Raw genomic sequence first — 18,554 nt, 5'->3', positions numbered from 1 at the left:
GGGAAATTAAACATGCAAATACAGATTACTACTCAACACAACTTCAACAACCAATACACAGTTGTTACCGGTGGCGCACATCGTGCTGTCGCGGTTGGGCCAATACATAAAGGAAATCAAAGTGAAGCTTCTTAGATTTGGCGAAACTGGCGCTGAAAAACCGGGCATTATCGACACCGATGGCAACATTCGTGATCTGTCCGGCATAGTTAACGATATTGCTGGCGAAACCTTATCGGATAACGGGTTGAAAGCCATCCGGTCGACGGATTTGAACAGCCTGCCTTTGGTCGGCCCCGACACCCGGCTGGGCGCCTGCATTGCTGGAACCGGCAAATTCATCTGCATCGGCCTGAACTATGCAGACCACGCGGAAGAAAGCGGTATGGATGTGCCGCCGGAACCAGTGATATTCATGAAAGCCACCAGCGCAATCTGTGGTCCAAATGACCCGATCATCATCCCGCGTGGTTCGGAAAAAACCGATTGGGAAGTGGAACTGGCCGTCGTGATCGGCAAGCGCGCGAAATACGTGTCTGAATCTGATGCACTGAAATACGTTGCGGGCTATGCCGTGACAAACGATGTGTCTGAACGCGCTTTTCAACTGGAAAGAGCGGGCAATTGGACCAAAGGCAAATCCTGTGACAATTACGGCCAGATCGGTCCGTGGCTGGTCACAAAGGACGAAATTTCCGATCCGCAGAACCTGCCGATGTGGCTGACAGTGAACGGCAAGACCATGCAAAATGGGTCGACCAAAACCATGGTCTACGGCGTGGCACATGTGGTGTCCTACCTCAGCCAGTTCATGAGCCTTCACCCCGGCGACGTTATTTCCACCGGTACTCCTCCCGGCGTTGGAATGGGGCAAAAACCGCAGCAATACCTGCGCCCCGGTGATGTGGTTGAACTGGGTATCGAAGGCTTGGGCAGGCAACGCCAGGACGTTATAGCCGACCCGGAATGATATTTGAAAGGAACCACCATGACCGCACCTTTGGACACGAATCAACACATGATTTATCCGGATGTTGCCCGTTCCCCATGTGATTCGCAGAAATTGTTGCCTCGGTTGGAGACAAAATCGACGTGATTGTGGGTAGCGGCGTACAGCGTGGAACCCATGTTCTAAAGGCACTATCGTTAGGTGCAAAAGCTGTTGGAGTTGGGCATTAAAATTTATATCCGTTGGCCGCCGCTGGACAACGCGGTGTTGGTAGGGCTTTGGGTTTGATGCGTGAGGAACTTGAGCGTGACATGAGACTCATGGGCTGCGCATCAATTGACCAACTTACCTGTGAGAACATCCGGTGTAATTACTTTTTTTGCAACCAAGGAGCACGATATGTCACAATATGCTTGGATTTTGGAACTTCGCCCCGGATATGAGGACGAATACACGAAACGCCATGATGAGATCTGGCCCGAACTCGTCGCAGAAGTGAAAGATGCTGGTGTTCGCAATTATTCAATTTTCCGCCATGGTCTTACGCTGATCGGCTATTTTGAAACTGATGATCTGGAACTTGCAATTGAGCGGATGAACGAAGGCGAAGCCAACCGTCGCTGGGACAAATTCATGGCTCCGATTATGAAAGTGGAAATCGACGAGGCGACGAACTTTCCATTCCTGCTGCCAATGGTCTGGCGGATGCAGGACTGATCTGGTCAGACCGTCGCGCAGGGAAATTTCGTTTCCGTATCAGCGAATTAGGTACTGTCAGATAAAACCAACTTGAGACGGGGCGGGCGGTTTCGTAGCCTCTCCGTATGACAAAACACTCCCCATTCAGGTACTTTAAAACGAGCCCTGAGATCATCCGCTTGGCTGTGATGCTGTACGTTCGTTTTCCGCTCTCACTCCGTAATGTTGAAGATCTTCTGCACGAACGAGGCATTGAGATCAGCCACGAAACAGTTCGGTTTTGGTGGAATAGATTTGGTCCGATGTTTGCTGCTGAGATACGAAGAAACCGGGTCAGTAGGATGCGATCGTATTCGAACTGGCAGTGGCACCTGGACGAAGTCTTCGTGAAGATCAACGGAGAGACGCATTACCTCTGGCGGGCCGTTGATCACGAAGGTGAGGTGCTTGAAAGTTATGTAACCAAGCGCCGAGACCGCAAGGCAGCATTGAAATTCCTCAGAAAAGCAATGAAGCGCTACGGCGGGCCAGAAGTAGTTGTGACGGACAAACTACGTTCCTATGGCGCTGCAATGAAAGTTGTTGGCAACGCGGATCGGCAGGAAACGGGTCGCTGGGTAAATAATCGGGCTGAGAATTCCCACTTGCCGTTTCGACGACGAGAACGCGCTATGCTCCGCTTTCGACAGATGCGATGTCTGCAAAAGTTCGCTGCCGTCCACTCTTCAGTCCACAACCATTTCAATCAGGAGCGCCACTTCTACTCACGAGACAATTTCAAACTCAATCGAACCGCCGCTCTTACTGAGTGGCGCCAACTGTTGAGCGCATAGATTAAAGCTGCGCCAGCAATCCGATGCGAGTTCTCATTCGTCTGACAGCACCGCCACATATACCAATTAAGTAGCTGATTAAATTTATATTTATAATAAGATAAAATTTCTACCCACAACGCTACCCACAATGAAACATCAGATCAAAACAGAGTTAATCAGGGGTTACTGCGCCTAATCCCTACAGCTGAGGCGCAGGACCTAGGAACGGGGACCCCCATTTTAGGCTCCCGCGTCTCGGACCACGGGGCTTTAGTATTAGCCTTGTAAAGTCATTTGGGGGTAATTTTGTTGGGGGGCTCGCCATCTCTATTCACGCACCAACTTCAAGCTAAACCGCGCCGCCGCTCTTACTGAGAGGCGTCAATTACCGAGCGCATAGATTTAGGCTGTGCTAGCAATCTGATGCGTGTTCTCATTAGTTTGACAGCTTCAGAGATGGCCCTCCCCGGCTGACATGGTGACCAAACCTTTGGACGCTGAGAATCTGTGATAGTCTTTCCCAGTTGCCAAGCTCAGCGCGTTATCCATGGCCACGAAAGTTTTGCCTGATCCAGATGGGCCAATTAAGCCGATCAGAGATTCCTCCTTGATAACATCTTCGATCAGGTATTCTGGGTCTTTAAGCTGAACGTCAGCGATTAGGGTCAGAATGTCTCTTGGTGAAGAGTTTTGTTTAGGCGCGTTGCTATTAGCTTGGGCATCATAATTCTTTTTCGCGCGCCTTCGATCATCGGCTGAACGTCTTGCCATGTTTGCTCCAGAGTGTAGTCGGGCAAAGTATGTTTTTCCGCAAGAATACGTATTTCAGTGTCTATGTTGCCTTTGGCAATCCAGCTCCCAACCAACCTCAGCATATTAGCATGCCAATTTTGGCCACTCATAGCCGCCTATGAGGCAACATCTCTATTCAGAGGCTCCCGCGCATCGTTTCGTGTCGCAAATAATGGCTCCAGCGGTGGGAATATGTTGTTCCAATGCTGGATATTCGGCAACGACATCAGATTGCCTCCCGCTTGAGGGTAACCAATTCAGAAATATAGCACCTGGCTGCCTTGCTTGGCTCGGATAGTTAACAGTCCCAGCAATCCGCATCATACGTGATGGGTTAATCACGCGAGGGTCATTTCCGAGGCCAGACGATACTTTAACGTCGCTTACTTTTTTCGATGGTTTACCATCGAGCTTATACGCTTACCGGCAAACCGAGACGATAAAATTTGTTGGCATTGTCACGGTAGAGCTTACGCAATTCAGTTTCCGAAGATCCGGCCAATGCGCGGTCCAGTACCTCTATGCCACGGGTTACGCTTCCTGCCAGTAAACAAACCGGGTAGTCGCTGGCATAGATAGTGCGATCAAATCCAAAGGTTTCAATCGTGGCATCAATGTAGGGACGAAGATCACCTTCGCTCCAGTTTTCGTGATCTGCCGCCGCTGGAAGGTCTGACATTTTTATCAGTAAGTTGGGATGCTCCGCCAGTTCCCGGATGTCACTTCGATATTGTTCAATCGCGCCGTCGACGATGCCGGGTTTTCCACAATGATCAAGTATCATAGGTACGTTTGGAATATGTTTCACAAACTCCCGGACGATATCCATCTGGGTGAAATTCACATTGATTTCAAAATGGAAGCCAAATTTTTCCAGGAGGTTAACACCCTCGATAAAATTGTCGCTCAGGGTCAATGCTCGTGGATCATCGTCAAACTCAACAATCCTGCGAATGCCTTTTACAGCTGGGTGTAGCTCTTTCATCTCGGCAAGCATCGGCTCGACCTTTGGGCCCCATTCCAATGGGGCCATGGGAACGATGCCCTTGATCCTTGGATCAAGTTTGGCGGAGTCTTCGACGAAATCGATCTCTTCCATATATTGCCCTGATGTCGTTGTGAAATCGGCATAGCACTCCAAAAATACCATCGCCTCGACCTCAACATTTTCGCAATCCCGCTGATAATCTTCAATCTGATAGGATTTGCCAAACAACGGATGCCCTTGGAACGCTGAGTAGGTCAGTCGGTCAAAATCCCAAATGTGCAAATGTGTGTCGATGATTGGGAAATTTGGCATCATGTTCTCCATTTTTTGGTGGCCCAACAAGAATGTTGATCTGGTTGGACTGCGACAAACAATATTGGTTAAAAAAATTACAAAACTAATTTTTGCAAGGCAACTTTGGCAAGGGTCTTGGTCGGCAATAAATTCTTATTCCAACGTATGAGGGAAAGAGTGCTAAACTAATGGTGATCTGGAGGCGGGTTGCCATCGCAAATCAGGTACAGGCGCATCGGTCTCTATCAGTCCACTTTGCATGAGATCCTGCCAGAGTTTAGCCGGGATGTGCGCCTGCGCCGAAGAAATATTTTGTGTAACCTGCTCCGGTTTCGCGCCACCCGGGATCACTGAGGTAACCGCAAGATGCGCCAACGGAAATTGCAATGCTGCTGCCGCCAAACTAACTCCGTGTGACAGACATATTTCTTGAATTTTTCTGGTTTCCATCATTACCTCATCTCTGGCGGGCTGATATCCGTATCGGGCGACAAAACCAACATTTGTCCGTCAGTACTGTTCAGTTTAATCTAACTACAGGTTTGGTTTCCGTCGTTCAATTGTGTCTACTTTCAACTTTTTGGTTTATTCAGCATCAAATCACGCCACATTCCTGCAGTAAGTTGCGCATTTGGATCGTTTCGGTGAGGACGTCGTCGAACAGCGTGTTCATGTAATTTTGGTGGACGTACTCGATTGATAGAAAACCCTCGAAATCAACAGAGCGAAGCGTTTCTACCATTGCGACGAAATCCAACGTGCCCTCGGCCAATTTTGCCTGAAGTGCACCAGGGCGCGCTTGGCGCATATGCACGTGTGCTGCATGCCGGGCAAGCGGATCAATTTCAGTTTGGGGAAAACCCATGCATGCGAAATGCGCATAGTCCAGCGTAAGCTTCAACCCTGGTACAGCATCAATAAATTCAAGGCAGGTGTTTGGGCTTTTAAGTAATCCACCAACGTGGGGTTCGACACTTAATTTTACACCGTGACTATTGGCCATGGGAACCATGGAGCGCAGCGCCTGAGCGGAATTGGCAAGCAGATCACTTTCTGATTGCCCCGATTTGCTGACGCCAGGCAATAAAAACATGGTGGGAATATTCAGTTCCTCGGCAAACTTTAGAACGGGTGAAAGGTCAGCCGTATTCTGATCAAGGGCAGTCAAATCGGTCAAGGGGCGGTCCTGGGGAGTGTCACCAAAGAGCCAATAAAGATTGGCCACGGAAATTCCAATATCCTTGACCTGTGCGGCCGCGGATTGGGGATCAGTTAGTACTAGGTCGCGGTCCAAGGATGCGCCGTGAAGCAGACCTAGGTCCATGTGTGAAATCCCTAAGGCATTTGCAATGCTCCAGCTTTCCTTGAGCGTACAAGCGGGAAATGACCATGATGTCAATGAAATTTTCATTCGCTGTCTCCTGTTCAACGTGTCACGGTGAAATTTTTTAATACTGCATGATTAACTCGAATACCTAAACCTGGAGCGTCTGAAGGAGTGAAGTTGCCGTTGGTATCAAATAGCAGTTCTGGTAGTGCTAGGCCCTGCTGCACGGGGCTTTGAAGGGGTTTCATTTCGAAAAAACAACTCGTCGAACTTGTTGCTGCAACTTGCAGGCTGGCAGCACTGGATATAGCCGTCGACCAGCTGTGGGGGCCGGTTTTTAGTCCGGCTGCCTCAGCAAGGTCCAGAACCTTTCGGTATCCGGTGATACCTTCGGCCCGCGACACATCAATAGAAAGTACGTCGCAGTCACCTCGCGCGATGGTGCACTCATAATCTTCGACGCGGTAGTTACGTTCGCCGTATCCGATTGGCAACTGTGTTGATCCTCGCAGGCGCTGGTAGCCTTGCCAATCGTCAGGGTCTAGCGGCTCGTCGATCCAGCCCAGATTTAGGGGCTCAAGCGATTTACAGAATGAAATAGCCTGTTCTATTGATAAATTTAGGCCGTTGCCGATATCAACCATGAGGCCAAATTTTGGCCCTGTGGCCGCACGGAGAAGCTCCATTGTAGAGCGAACGGTTTCGGTTGGATTTGGGCCAAGTGGAAAAGAACCCTTTGAGTTAAAGCCTAATTTGGCAGATCGGTAACCGCGTTTCTGCAAGCTGACTACAAATTCAACGAGTTCTTCAATAGAGCTTTGATTAACATGTAGTGGCGCTTGGGAAGGCAAGCCGGCTGATATAATGCCGCCAAGCAAGGCATGGACAGGTCGGTTGATCTGTTGTCCCCAAAGGTCCCAAATTGCAGTATCAATTGCTGCTATCGCGAACGATGTAAGGCCACCACGCCCGTACCACCAGCTATGATTGCGAAGATCTTGCCACAGAGACGTCACCTCTGATGCGCGGCGACCGAGTACGATGTTTTGTAATCCCGATGATATAAGGGTTGAAATTGCATGGCAGGCTTCGGGCCACATCGCTACGGCTTCGCCCCAGCCTTCGTTTCCTGCTTGGTCAGTGATTTTAAGCAAACAGGTCCACCGCATCCGCCCGCCGTCATTGGGCTCTGGGTGGTGAATTACATAGGGAATCACGGCGTTGATACTAGACATTTCCCATCTCTCCAAAAGTGGTCAGACCAATTATAAAGCGCCAGATGAATTTTTTACAAGAATTATTTTTGCTGTAAATTATTGAAAACAATAATTTTTAAAAAAATTTTAGTATTGACAGAATATTGACCGACGTGGTTAAGTGGTAAGGCCAATTTTGTCGAGCGAAATAAATCGACAATGCCTGTCAGAATATTTCTCAGGGAGGAGAAACAAATGAAAGTATGGAAAGTCTCTACGCTTGCTGTGTGTGCTGCATTAGCAGGGTCAATCGCATCGGCTGAAACGGCCATTGCTCAAAAGGGTTTAGAAGCCGACATGGTGCTTCTGCCAAAATTCCTTGGAATTTTGCCCTTTGATCAGGCAAATCAAGGTGCGCAAGAAGCGCATGAAGAACTCGGTAATACCGGTGATCTGCTTTATACTGGTCCAACACCTGAGAACTCAGTTGCAGGCCAAATCGAAATCATGACAACATCAGCCTCACAAAAGAGGGCTGCAGTTATGCTGTCCAACAACGCAGGTGAGCAAATTGTTCCATCAGCTGTCGCTGCACAAGCTGCTGGCACCAAAGTTGTAACTTGGGATTCGCCTATTCCTTCCGCGAAAGGGGAATCGCTTTTTATTGCACAGGTTGATTTTGGTGAAATCGGCGTGGTTATGGCAGATATGGCCCACAGCATTCTTGACGGTGAGGGTGAGTTTGCAACCTTGTCTGCAACACCAGACGCTTCAAACCAGAATGCTTGGATTGCGGCTATGGAAGAGGCGTTGAAAGGTCCTAAGTATGCGGGCCTTAAACATGTCGACATTGTTTACGGTAATGACCAATCCGAAGTAAGCTACAACCGCGCACTTGCGTTGGCAGATAAGTACCCAAATCTGGGTCTGATTATGTCGCCTACTTCTGTGGGTATTGTTGCGTCCGCGAAAGCGATACAGGACGAGGATCTTTGTGGTCAAATCAAAGTCTCTGGCCTTGGCGTTCCAGCCGAAATGGTTACCTACACTATGAATGGTTGTGCGCCTGAATTCGCGCTCTGGGACTTCGTTGATCTTGGGTACCTGACCTACTACACCAGCTACATGCTGGCCACAGGTCAGATCGAAGGCGAAGCTGGTGAGACCTTCAATGCAGGCCGTATGGGTGACTATACAATCGAGAAGGATCCAACACGTGACGCAGGATTACGCGTTCTAATGGGACCATTCACAGTTTATAACAAAGACAACGTCGAAGCTGCTGCGAAGTAAGCTTGCGTGTCGAATAAGTGACTGGCCTGCCTTCGCGCGGGCTAGTCTTAACGCAATATTGGCGGAGCAAAGATGATGGTAGCGCCTATTCTGGAAATGAAGAATGTCAGCAAACATTTTGGAGTAACCGCTGCGCTGAGTGATGTGTCATTTGAAATGTTTCCGGGTGAAATTCATGCGCTTGTTGGTGAAAACGGTGCCGGAAAGTCGACCTTGATCAAGGCGATGACAGGTATTCATCAACCAAGCTCTGGTGAAATATGGGTTGACGGTAGCGCCCGCATTTTACGCACCACTCAGGAGGCGCAAGTTATTGGTATTACGGCAATTTATCAAGAGCCTATGGTTTTTCCAGACCTTGATGTTGCCGAAAACATCTTCATTAATCACCATAGTCGCTCACAGTTCATTCTCTGGAACGACATGTATGAAGAGGCTGAAGCGGTGATCGCCAAATTGGGTGTGTCGCTCGATGTGCGTCGCCCGGCTTCCACATTGACACTTGCCGAACAGCAGACAGTTGAAATTGCAAGGGCGATTTCGCTTGATGTGCGGGTTCTCATTATGGATGAGCCAAGCGCGTCGCTTTCGGATAATGAAGTGCAACGCCTTTTTAGTATCGCGCGATCCTTGAGTTCACAAGGTGTCGCTGTGCTCTATATTTCCCACCGTCTCGAAGAAATTTTTGCACTGGCCGATCGCGTCACAGTAATGCGCGACGGTACTCATATTTCGACGAAAGTGATTGACGACGTGACAAATGAAAGCCTGGTCACGGAAATGGTCGGGCGCGATATGGAAGGTCGCTTTGCCCGCAAGCCATCTACGGCTACCGGCGAAGACATGCTGACGGTTCAGGGGCTAAGTAAGAATGGCGTATTTTCAGATATCTCATTCAGTGTAGAGAAGGGTGAAATCGTTTGTTTTTCCGGCCTTGTTGGCGCGCGGCGCACCGATGTCGCCCTTGCCCTTTTCGGGATTGATCCCGCGAACAGTGGAAAAGTTTCTATCGACGGTGTCGTGGCGAAAATATCTTCGCCGAAAGATGCTCAGGAACTTGGTATTGCCTATGTTTCTGAAGACCGACGCAAGTTCGGGATCGCAATGGATGAATCAATCACAAGCAACATCACGCTTCCAATGATGAATAAATATAGCAACTCAGTTGGTTTAATCGATTTCGACGCAGAAAGCAGGGACGCTATAGAATTTCGGATGCGCTTGAATATCAAGGCGGCGGATTTAGTTTCTCCCGTTGGCGCCCTTTCTGGAGGAAACCAGCAAAAGGTAATGTTGGCGAAATGGCTGAATACCGCGCCGCGTCTCCTTATAGTGGACGAGCCTACGCGGGGCATCGATATTGGGGCCAAAGCTGAGGTACATCAAATCTTGCATGAACTTGCCGCTGAGGGCGTGGCGATTATGATTATATCATCAGACTTACCAGAAGTGCTTTCTTTAGCTGACAGGATAATCGTTATGCGTGAAGGTCGGATTGCCGGAGAATTTATCGGCGATATTGCCACTGAAGGAAACGTAATGCATCTGGCCGTCGGCGCTGGCGTTCAGATGGAGTTTGCGTAATGCTGTCGTCGATTTCAAAAAAACTAGGTCCAAACGGGCAACGTGTTGCGATATTACTCCTCGTTTTGGTGGCCATTGCGCTGTTTTTTTCATCGCAAATTCAAAATTATCTTACACCTAGACTATTTGTACGAATCTCAACGTCGGTTTCAATAATTGCGTTGATTTCTGTTGGTCAGGCAGTGGTAGTTATGACCCGAAATATCGATCTTTCAATAGGATCGGTGGTCGGGTGTACGGCTTATTTCCTGGGCGGCATTTTGGCTAGTTTTCCTGACCTCGCGCCCGTCTTTGTCGTTCTGTTGGCAATGGGAATTGGCGCGTGCTTTGGACTCGTAAACGGACTGCTGGTCAGCCGGTTAAATCTTCCGTCAATTATCGTGACACTGGCCACATTGGCACTGTTTCGCTCGATCCTTGTGGAAAGTTCGGATGGAAGTTCAATTACAACTGGCTCGCTGCCTATTTGGCTCATTGAATTTGCCCGCCAGAATATGTTTGTCGTTGGCGGCTTCAAAGTGCGCTGGATGGTGGTGATCGCTTTGTTTGTAGTCTTTAGCATGCACTTTTTCCTGACCAAATTTCGTGCGGGTCGACAGTTTTATGCTGTGGGTTCCAATCCTGATGCGGCGGAATTTTCTGGAATCAATCTTAAACGCACCGTACTGCAAGCCTTTTTAATTTCCGGTGCGCTGGCCGGGTTAGCTGGGTTTATGTTCCTCGCCCGGTTTGGCAACATCACCGTTGTCGCTGGGCAAGGGCTTGAGCTGAAATCCGTTGGTGCCGTGGTCGTCGGTGGCGTGAACATTTTCGGTGGCTCTGGAAGCATTATTGGCGTGCTACTTGGCGCCACACTGATTGATTTGATCGATACCAGTCTTGTTCGATGGGAATTAGTGTCAGAGTTCTGGCGTGAAGCGATCTTGGGTCTTTTGATACTTTTTGCAGTGGCGATGGACACACTATTGGCGCGCCGGCTTTTGGGAGGGCGAAAACCTAACCCCTCAGACAAAGAACCTGAGAAAACAAAATTAGCATCTGGCCGAGTAAAGGAGAGCAGCACATGAGCACTGAAAACTTCACATCGCGCATCGTAAAAGCGTTGAATTCATGGGAAGGTTTTTTGCTTTTGGTGCTGGTACTGCTTTTCGTTGGCAATACCATCAACTCACCGTTTTTCTTTACGCTGAACAACCAGATCAACCTGTTTCAACTTTCGATCGAAAAAGTGATAGTCGCAGTCATCATGACGTTCGTCATCATCAATGCCGAAATTGACCTCTCAGTTGCATCGATTATGGGTTTCGCTGCATGCCTTTTTGGCTGGTTGTTTCAATCTGGAGTTTCTGCAAGTGGTGCGGTTGTCATCGTGCTTGCCGCAGGTGCCATTCTCGGCGCATTCAATGCTTTCTGGATTGCCTGGGTTGGCATCCCTTCTCTGGTTGTCACGCTAGCTACGATGATTGCGTTTCGTGGTTTTGCGCGCGTCCTTGTGGAAGACCGTGGGATCACAGGCTTCCCTGATTGGTTTGACAAGTTGGGGCAAGCGCCGCTAGTGGGGCCTATACCGCTTTCCATACTCGTGTTTTTCGTGTTGGTTTTCTTTTTCTACATTGTGCTGCAACGCACGGTATTTGGACGCCAAGTGTATTTCATCGGGTCCAACCGTGACGTTGCTGAATATTCAGGCATCAATGTACGAGGGGTTCAAGCAATCATTTTTACACTTTCGGGTTTAATCTCCGCCCTTGCTGGCCTTTTGTTTGCCGCGCGTCTTGGTGCTGTACGAGGTGATGCGGCCCTTGGGTTCGAGCTTGATATTATTACAATCGTGTTACTCGGTGGCGTGTCGATTTTTGGTGGCAGGGGCACTATGGTTGGCACCCTTTTGGCAATTCTCATCGTATTGAATCTTCGCAATGGTATGGCGCTTGCCAATATCACCGGGCACATCCAGACGGGGGTCCTTGGTATTTTGTTGATTCTTTCAGTCATGGTTCCAAATATACAGGAGTGGATCAAAAAGTTGAGAAAACTGGGAAAAGGAACCGTAGAATGAAACAGCGGACGACATCCGCACTAACCGTTGGTGGAATGGCCCTTAACCAGCCCATAGTTCGCAAGAAAGCCGTCTCGGAACTTGTGGTCCAGCGCGTTCTTGACCTCATCAAAGACGGTCAGCTTATCGCTGGTGAAAAACTTCCGTCTGAACGCGACCTAGCTGGTATTCTCGATGTGAGTCGTCCAACTGTGCGTGAAGCACTGCGTGCACTTTCGATTCTTGGTGTACTAGAAATTCGTCATGGTGGTGGTGTATTTGTAACCTCGCTTGAAGCGGGCGAACTTTTGAATCCATTAGATTTTTTCGTCTCTCTCAACCCCCAGAATATGTTTGAATTATTTGACGCTCGGATAGAATACGAGCCGATGATCGCAGCAATAGTGGCCACACGAATTTCGAATGAGGATCTGACTCACTTACAAGAACTTCTAGACGCTCAGCTGGCGGATCCAGATGACGCAAATACATTTCATGACACCGACGTGGAGTTTCACAAAACTTTACTGGACGCGTCTGGAAACGTTTTTTTGTCGCGTGTTGGTAAAATGTTACAATTCTTGGGTGATCAGGGCCGCCGGGTACTACAAAAAGAAAATCAGGTTCGTCGTCAGTCCATTGCCGACCACCAGGCTATTATGGCGGCACTTCACGCGCGCGATGCGCAAGCCGCTGAAAAAGCTATGCGTCAGCATATGATTAATGTCCGAAACGCACTTAAGGAGGCCACAGGTGCCTAAATCAAAAATAGCAATGATTGGCGCTGGTTGGTGGGGCGTTGAAGCCTACGTTCCAGCGCTTTTGGAAAACCTAGATGTTGATTTTGTAGCTGTGAACCGGCGCAATCAGGGTGCGTTGGATAAAATCCTCGCCAAATACGATATTGCGCGCGGATATACTGATCATCGCGAAATGTTGCAAAACGAAGATCTGGACGCAGTGGTTATCACATCACCGCACACCCTTCATTTTGAACATGCGCGTGATGCGCTTGAAGCCGGGTGTCACGTACTGATCGACAAGCCGATGGCAACAAGTGCCGAAGACGCCCGCGCATTGGTCAAACTGGCGGAAGAAAAAGGTCGTGAAATCCTTATTCCTTACGGATGGAACTACAAAGATTTCGCGACAACCGCATCTGAATTGATTGCTGATGGACGCATTGGAGAGATACGCCATGTGAGCTGTCAGATGGCGACTTTCACCTTTGATCTGTTTGGCGGTGATGGCCTTAGCGAGGCTGCAGATCATATGTTCCAGCCCAACAAGTCAACTTGGGCTGATCCCGATAAAGCGGGGGGGTACGGTTGGGGACAGCTGAGCCACGCTCTGGGTCTGTTGTTCCGGCTTGTTGATTTGGAGCCTTCTGAGGTTTACGCGCTCGAAACCAAGTCGGCGGCTAATGTTGATTTGTTGGATGCAGCCATCTTGACCTTTGCCAATGGTGCTAAGGCGAGTTTGTCGGGGAGTGCATTGGTACCCAAACATTGCTCCTACCAGCTTGATATTCGCGTCTTTGGATCGGAAGGCATGCTTCTTATCGATATGGAACGGTCGCGCATGGAATTGCGCCGATTTGACGAGGACGACGTCGTCCTCGATCTGGCACCGAACGCTGGCGAATATATGGCCATCGAACCGATCCATCGGCTTGCTGAAGTGTGTCAGGGCACCGCAAAAACCATTGAAGCCAACGGGGTAGTTGGTATGCGCGCGATCGAAGTTCTGGATGCCATGTACCGTTCTTTCAGATCTGGAAAATCGGAGGCAATTTAGATGACGTGGAAAAACAAAAGATCTGACATTGTAAAGGGTGGGTTCTCGACCCCTCTTGATGCACCGATGATACCCAGTTTTCCGTTCACGTTTCGCGATATCAAGATTTTCACATTGGTCTATCGCACTGATGTTGAGGCGATGCGCGCTTTGCTGCCCGAACCGCTTGTCCCCACGGGTGACGAAGTGATGATCCATTTTTATCAGATGAACGACACGTCGTGGGTTGGGCCTTACAACGAAGTGAACGTGATGTTTGGTGCCGAGTTGCCGGGTAAAGCAGTTGGTTCTTACTCACCATATCTGTTTCTTTCGTCAGATGTTGGTGTCACCCATGGGCGGGAAATTCACGGCCAACCAAAGAAACTTGGCAACCCAAAGATCGACTTCAGGGGCGACCTGATTGTTGGAAATCTTGAACGAAACGGAATTGACGTCGTTACTGGCACGATGCCTTACAAGCAACAAGAAGCTGATATATCTGAACTTTCTGATGTTTTTCCGTTTGCAACCAACATAAATCTAAAAGCTGTTGATCATATTGATGGGTCGCCAGCAATCCGTCAGCTCACCTCGAGAAGCCTGTCTGATGTAAAGGTCACCGAATGCTGGCGTAGCCCCTGCACCACGGAACTTCGCGCAAATGCGCAAGCGCCTGTTCACCGCCTTCCAGTTCGCGAAATGCTGGACGGCTTTTTCTGGGCTGCCGAATTTACCCTCGTTCCCGGTGAAGTTTTACTCGATTACCTGAAGGAGGAAGAATGATGTCCAGCTATGCATGGATTCTAAAAGTACGGCCTGGATATGAAGAAGAATACAAGCACCGCCATGATGAACTCTGGCCAGAAATGGATGCAGCACTTCGTGCGTCGGGACTTAAGTCTTATCATATTTTCCGCCACGGGCTGGATTTGTTTGGCTATTTCGAAACGGACAATTTACAAACCACGATAGATTTCCTCAAAGACGATCCGGTGAACGCAAAATGGAGCGAATATATGGCTCCAATCATGGAAGTCGATATTGATTCCAGCACCGGATTCCCCTTCCTTTTACCTAAACAATGGAGCCTCGACCAATGAGCCTAGACCTTAACAACAAAAAAGCCCTTGTCACCGGAGGTGCACGCGGCATTGGTTTCGCGACGGTCGAGGCATTGGCAAAAGCTGGTGCTGAGGTGACGTTTACAGCGCGCAACCAACCATCAATTGACAAGGCGCTTGGTGAACTTCCCGAAGGAGTTACCGCGCGTGGTGTTATTTGCGACGCAACGGATCAGCCTGCGGTTAAGGCTCTTATGGCTGTAGGATTTGACATTCTGGTCAACAACGCCGGTGTTATTAACCCGATTGGGCGGATGACGGATGTGGACATTGGCGACTGGGCGAAAAACGTCGAGATCAATCTAACTTCGGCATTTTATGTAATCCAACAGGCACTGCCGTATATGATCAAGAATGGTGGCACAATTGTGAACCTGTCTTCTGGTGCTGCGCATAACCCGATGGAAGGATGGAGTGCTTATTGCTCCAGCAAAGCAGGCGTCGCGATGTTAACGCGGTGCGTAGACAAAGAATATGGCGAACAGGGCGTACGTATTTTCGGCTTTGCCCCGGGTGTTGTTGATACTGGCATGCAGGGATCAATTCGCGAAAGCGGTATCAATCCCGTGAGTGATCTCAAGCGTAGTGACTTAGCGCCGGCCTGGGAGCCTGCACACGGAATTGCTTGGCTCTGTACTTCGGCTGCCGATGAGTTGGTTGGCAGTGAAATTGACGTACGTCATGAAGATTTTCGCCGGCGCGCTGGTCTGGAGATTGCAGCATGAGTGCAGATGTTGTCATAACCGATGCAACCTTCCCGGATGTCGAAAGAGAACGTGCTGTAGCAGAGGCGCTGGGGGCAAGCTTTGAGCTTTGCGACTGTCGTACACCCGAAGACGTGGCGGCAGCTGTAAAAGGTGCAAAAGTTGCCGTAGTGCAATTTGCAGAACTAAATGCCGAAGCGGTGGAAGGGCTCGCGCCGGATGCGACCGTGATACGCTACGGCGTGGGGTACAATAATCTTGACGTTGCCGCGATGAACAAGCGAAATATTCAGGGTGTTTATGTCCCTGATTATTGTACGTCGGAAGTGGCCGATCATACCGCAGCGATGATCCTGGCCAAATTACGTAAACTGGAAGCGTTTGATACATCTGTTCGAGCTGGTGACTGGGCCGCAGTCAAGATCGCCAAACCGATGAAAGCATTTGGCAACACTAAGATTGGTTTCTTCGGGTTTGGCCGGATCGCGCAGGCCGTAGCTGAGCGGCTCGCCCCATTTGGGTTTCAGTTTCTAGCCACCGATCCCATGTTTGATGAGGCGAAAAACAATCCGCTGAAGGTAAAAGGTGTATCTTTTGAAGAGTTGATCTGTGAGTCAGACTGCATCTCGTTGCACGCTCCTGCAACACGAGACACTATTGGCCGGATGAATGCTGATGCCTTTGCGAAAATGAAATCGACATCTTACGTGGTTAATTCTGCGCGTGGTGACCTGATTGATGAAACCGCATTGGCGACGGCGCTTACCAACGGTGAGATTGCCGGTGCGTCAGTTGATGTATTTTTGCAAGAACCCTTGGCAGCAGACTCCCCTCTCAGATCTGCACCGAACCTTACGATGTCGCCCCATGCAGCATGGTATTCGGATGTTGCTGTTGAAAGCCTCCAAAGCCTTGTAGCAGATGAAATCACACGTGCGCTGACAGGCAAATCTGCGCGCCGCCCAATTCCGGGTTCTAAACCCACAGAAATACAGGAAGCATTATGAAATTCCTCCGATATGGCCCGCGCGGCTCAGAAAAACCCGGCATTCTTGACGATGCAGGAAACATTAGAGACTTGAGTGGTATTACCAGCGATATTGCCGGTGATGTGCTGAGCGATCTTGGCCGGTTTGCAAATCTTGATAGCCACAGTTTGCCAATTGTTGAGGGCGATCCGCGCATTGGTGCTTGTGTGGCGCGTACAGGAAAATTCATGTGCATCGGTTTGAACTACGCAGATCATGCGGCGGAAAGCGGGCTGGATGTTCCGTCTGAACCGGTGTTATTCATGAAGGCGACTTCGGCAATATGTGGGCCTAACGATCCGATCGTCATCCCGCGTGGATCTGAAAAGACGGACTGGGAAGTGGAGCTTGGTGTCGTCATCGGCAAGTCGGCAAAATACGTGACTGAAGAAGATGCGTTGGATCACGTCGCTGGCTACTGCGTAATTAACGATGTATCCGAGCGTGCCTATCAAACTGAACGTGAGGGACAGTGGACCAAGGGTAAGTCCTGTGACAACTTCGGCCAAACCGGCCCGTGGTTGGTAACCCCAGACGAAGTTGGCGATCCCCAAAACCTTTCAATGTGGCTAGAAGTTAACGGCGAACGTGTTCAAAATGGTTCAACGACGACTATGGTTTATGGAGTAGCGCATCTTATTGCTTACCTGTCGAATTTCATGACGCTTGAGCCTGGCGATATCATTTCTACTGGTACACCTCCGGGCGTTGGTCTCGGTTTCAAACCACCGCGTTATCTAAAAGCTGGTGACGAAGTTGAACTGGGGATCCAGGGTTTGGGTCAACAAAAACAGCTTTGTGTTTCTGATGAGTAAAGCATATAAAATCAAAAGCGTTGAAGCTATCCCGGTCTCCTATCAAGAGCCAACGGATCACAACCGGTTTCGTGCAGTTTGTCTGGTCAAAATCACCGGTGAAAATGGTCAAGTAGGCTGGGGCGAATGCTGTTCCTATTTTCCTGAAGCAACGTTGGCCGCAGCCAAAATCGTTGAAGGACTTTCCGAGATTGTTGTTGGCCGAAACGCTATGCATACGGCTGGCATCTGGCACGACTTGCACGATCACAGCTGGTGGTATGGAACTGGCGCTGGTCTTGTATCAATCGCGATCTCGGGGATCGATATTGCGCTTTGGGACCTCAAGGGCAAGATGCTTGGCGTCAGCGTGCTCGACCTCTTGGGCGGACCAATGCATGAAAAAATGCCAGCAGTCGCCAGTTTACATGGCACCAAAGCAACCATCGAGGAAATGGCTGAAGAAATTTCGATCCATACCGCTACGGGCTTGCATGGGGCGAAAGTTGGATTTGGGAAACGTGGAGAGGCTAATCTTGGCTTTGACCATGATCGCGATGTCGATTTTGTCCGCCAAGTTTCCGAGGCGATGGGGCCCAGCAAGATGCTGATGATTGATCTGGGCGTCAAGAATTTCTGGGATGTTCCAACTGCCATTCGCCGTGCGCGTGTCTTTGAAGATTATGGTGTTCACTGGCTTGAAGAACCTTTGGGGCACGATGACCCTGAAGGATACGCAGCACTTCGTGCGGCGACCGGTATACGTATTGCCTACGGTGAACGTGAATGGAATGCACGGGGCGTAAAGCGGATCGTTGACACTGGAACGGTTGACGTGATCGGGCTTGATCCCGGGCGGGTCGCCGGAATCACTGGGTTCGCCAAGGCGGCGGAAATATGTGCTCAATCCCGCCGTCAGGCGAATGCTCATAACTTCTCGACGGCCATAGTCGGGGCTGCAAGCCAGGCGCTAAGTTGGTCCAATCCGGCGTGTACAATGCTTGAACTTCAGCCAGTTTATGGCCCGGCGCAAAAAGACCTGGTAGACAAGCCTATCTGGCATGAGAAGGGGTATGTTCCGATGCCCACGGGGCCGGGTCTTGGGATTGAAATTAACGAAGACCTTGTCGCGTCCGCGCGTATGGACAAATAG

Annotated in this window: 20 protein-coding genes and 2 pseudogenes; 17 read left to right on the top strand and 5 right to left on the bottom strand. The window is 49.7% G+C overall.

What is annotated here, in order from left to right; all coding sequences use genetic code 11:
• Window positions 1-121: 121 nt before the first annotated feature.
• From RCA23_RS11945 to RCA23_RS17035, 5 genes and pseudogenes are all read left to right on the top strand, one after another.
• Window positions 122-970: a fumarylacetoacetate hydrolase family protein gene (locus tag RCA23_RS11945; protein ID WP_044050510.1), complete on the top strand. Its 849-nt coding sequence runs from the start codon at window positions 122-124 to the stop codon at window positions 968-970.
• Between the two features lie 92 nt (window positions 971-1,062).
• Window positions 1,063-1,392: pseudogene (locus RCA23_RS16295) on the top strand (alpha-hydroxy-acid oxidizing protein).
• The gene (locus tag RCA23_RS11940; protein WP_044050509.1) at window positions 1,349-1,666 is read left to right on the top strand and encodes an L-rhamnose mutarotase; all 318 of its coding nucleotides are present in this window, start codon (window positions 1,349-1,351) and stop codon (window positions 1,664-1,666) included. Before RCA23_RS16295 ends, RCA23_RS11940 begins: the two are co-directional and overlap by 44 nt.
• A 107-nt stretch (window positions 1,667-1,773) precedes the next feature.
• Window positions 1,774-2,481, top strand: a complete 708-nt coding sequence (locus RCA23_RS11935; protein WP_044050508.1) for an IS6 family transposase — start codon at window positions 1,774-1,776, stop codon at window positions 2,479-2,481.
• Window positions 2,482-2,782: 301 nt separating this feature from the next.
• Window positions 2,783-2,863, top strand: a pseudogene (locus tag RCA23_RS17035) (IS6 family transposase); the annotation flags it as partial.
• Window positions 2,864-2,913: 50 nt separating this feature from the next.
• On the opposite strand, the gene RCA23_RS11930 reads toward RCA23_RS17035, so the two are convergent.
• The 5 genes from RCA23_RS11930 to RCA23_RS11910 form a co-directional block, all read right to left on the bottom strand.
• Entirely contained in the window at window positions 2,914-3,234 is a 321-nt protein-coding gene (locus tag RCA23_RS11930) for an AAA family ATPase (RefSeq protein ID WP_044050507.1), read from the bottom strand.
• Window positions 3,235-3,667: 433 nt separating this feature from the next.
• Window positions 3,668-4,555 carry an amidohydrolase family protein gene (locus tag RCA23_RS11925; RefSeq protein ID WP_044050506.1) on the bottom strand — a complete coding sequence of 296 codons (888 nt, stop codon included), beginning with the start codon at window positions 4,553-4,555 and terminating at the stop codon, window positions 3,668-3,670.
• 162 nt (window positions 4,556-4,717) lie between these two features.
• A complete protein-coding gene (locus RCA23_RS11920; RefSeq protein ID WP_081870968.1) occupies window positions 4,718-4,990 on the bottom strand; it encodes an aldo/keto reductase in 273 nt (90 codons plus the stop codon).
• Between the two features lie 142 nt (window positions 4,991-5,132).
• Window positions 5,133-5,948 carry a sugar phosphate isomerase/epimerase family protein gene (locus RCA23_RS11915; RefSeq protein ID WP_044050504.1) on the bottom strand — a complete coding sequence of 272 codons (816 nt, stop codon included), beginning with the start codon at window positions 5,946-5,948 and terminating at the stop codon, window positions 5,133-5,135.
• A 14-nt stretch (window positions 5,949-5,962) separates the two neighbouring features.
• Window positions 5,963-7,099, bottom strand: a complete 1,137-nt coding sequence (locus RCA23_RS11910; protein WP_052377159.1) for a mandelate racemase/muconate lactonizing enzyme family protein — start codon at window positions 7,097-7,099, stop codon at window positions 5,963-5,965.
• Between the two features lie 216 nt (window positions 7,100-7,315).
• Here RCA23_RS11910 and RCA23_RS11905 point away from each other — a divergent pair, with 216 nt between their 5' ends.
• The 12 genes from RCA23_RS11905 (at window position 7,316) to RCA23_RS11850 (ending at window position 18,554) form a co-directional block, all read left to right on the top strand.
• Window positions 7,316-8,353, top strand: a complete 1,038-nt coding sequence (locus RCA23_RS11905; RefSeq protein WP_201770461.1) for a rhamnose ABC transporter substrate-binding protein — start codon at window positions 7,316-7,318, stop codon at window positions 8,351-8,353.
• Between the two features lie 72 nt (window positions 8,354-8,425).
• On the top strand, window positions 8,426-9,937 hold the full coding sequence (locus tag RCA23_RS11900; RefSeq protein WP_044050503.1) for an ATP-binding cassette domain-containing protein: 1,512 nt from the start codon (window positions 8,426-8,428) through the stop codon (window positions 9,935-9,937).
• The gene (locus RCA23_RS11895) at window positions 9,937-11,004 is read left to right on the top strand and encodes an ABC transporter permease (protein WP_169701405.1); all 1,068 of its coding nucleotides are present in this window, start codon (window positions 9,937-9,939) and stop codon (window positions 11,002-11,004) included. Before RCA23_RS11900 ends, RCA23_RS11895 begins: the two co-directional genes overlap by 1 nt.
• The gene (locus RCA23_RS11890) at window positions 11,001-11,996 is read left to right on the top strand and encodes an ABC transporter permease (RefSeq protein ID WP_044050502.1); all 996 of its coding nucleotides are present in this window, start codon (window positions 11,001-11,003) and stop codon (window positions 11,994-11,996) included. Before RCA23_RS11895 ends, RCA23_RS11890 begins: the two co-directional genes overlap by 4 nt.
• Window positions 11,993-12,736, top strand: coding sequence for a FadR/GntR family transcriptional regulator (locus tag RCA23_RS11885; protein WP_081870966.1), 744 nt, complete (start codon window positions 11,993-11,995; stop codon window positions 12,734-12,736). Before RCA23_RS11890 ends, RCA23_RS11885 begins: the two co-directional genes overlap by 4 nt.
• Complete coding sequence (locus tag RCA23_RS11880; protein ID WP_044050501.1) at window positions 12,729-13,772, top strand: Gfo/Idh/MocA family oxidoreductase; 1,044 nt, start codon at window positions 12,729-12,731, stop codon at window positions 13,770-13,772. The genes RCA23_RS11885 and RCA23_RS11880 overlap by 8 nt, the downstream gene beginning before the upstream one ends.
• Window positions 13,773-14,537 (top strand): acetoacetate decarboxylase family protein, encoded by a 765-nt coding sequence (locus RCA23_RS11875; protein WP_044050500.1) that lies wholly within the window; start codon window positions 13,773-13,775, stop codon window positions 14,535-14,537.
• Entirely contained in the window at window positions 14,537-14,854 is a 318-nt protein-coding gene (locus RCA23_RS11870; protein ID WP_044051530.1) for an L-rhamnose mutarotase, read from the top strand. Before RCA23_RS11875 ends, RCA23_RS11870 begins: the two co-directional genes overlap by 1 nt.
• Window positions 14,851-15,600, top strand: coding sequence for an SDR family NAD(P)-dependent oxidoreductase (locus RCA23_RS11865; RefSeq protein WP_044050499.1), 750 nt, complete (start codon window positions 14,851-14,853; stop codon window positions 15,598-15,600). The genes RCA23_RS11870 and RCA23_RS11865 overlap by 4 nt, the downstream gene beginning before the upstream one ends.
• Entirely contained in the window at window positions 15,597-16,586 is a 990-nt protein-coding gene (locus tag RCA23_RS11860; protein ID WP_044050498.1) for a C-terminal binding protein, read from the top strand. Before RCA23_RS11865 ends, RCA23_RS11860 begins: the two co-directional genes overlap by 4 nt.
• Window positions 16,583-17,422, top strand: coding sequence for a fumarylacetoacetate hydrolase family protein (locus RCA23_RS11855; RefSeq protein ID WP_044050497.1), 840 nt, complete (start codon window positions 16,583-16,585; stop codon window positions 17,420-17,422). Before RCA23_RS11860 ends, RCA23_RS11855 begins: the two co-directional genes overlap by 4 nt.
• On the top strand, window positions 17,415-18,554 hold the full coding sequence (locus RCA23_RS11850; protein WP_044050496.1) for a mandelate racemase/muconate lactonizing enzyme family protein: 1,140 nt from the start codon (window positions 17,415-17,417) through the stop codon (window positions 18,552-18,554). Before RCA23_RS11855 ends, RCA23_RS11850 begins: the two co-directional genes overlap by 8 nt.

Origin of the sequence: Planktomarina temperata RCA23, assembly GCF_000738435.1 — a bacterium.
GTDB lineage: Bacteria > Pseudomonadota > Alphaproteobacteria > Rhodobacterales > Rhodobacteraceae > Planktomarina > Planktomarina temperata.
The sequence above is the reverse complement of the archived record's forward strand: the minus strand, read 5'-3'. Positions and strand labels throughout refer to the sequence as shown.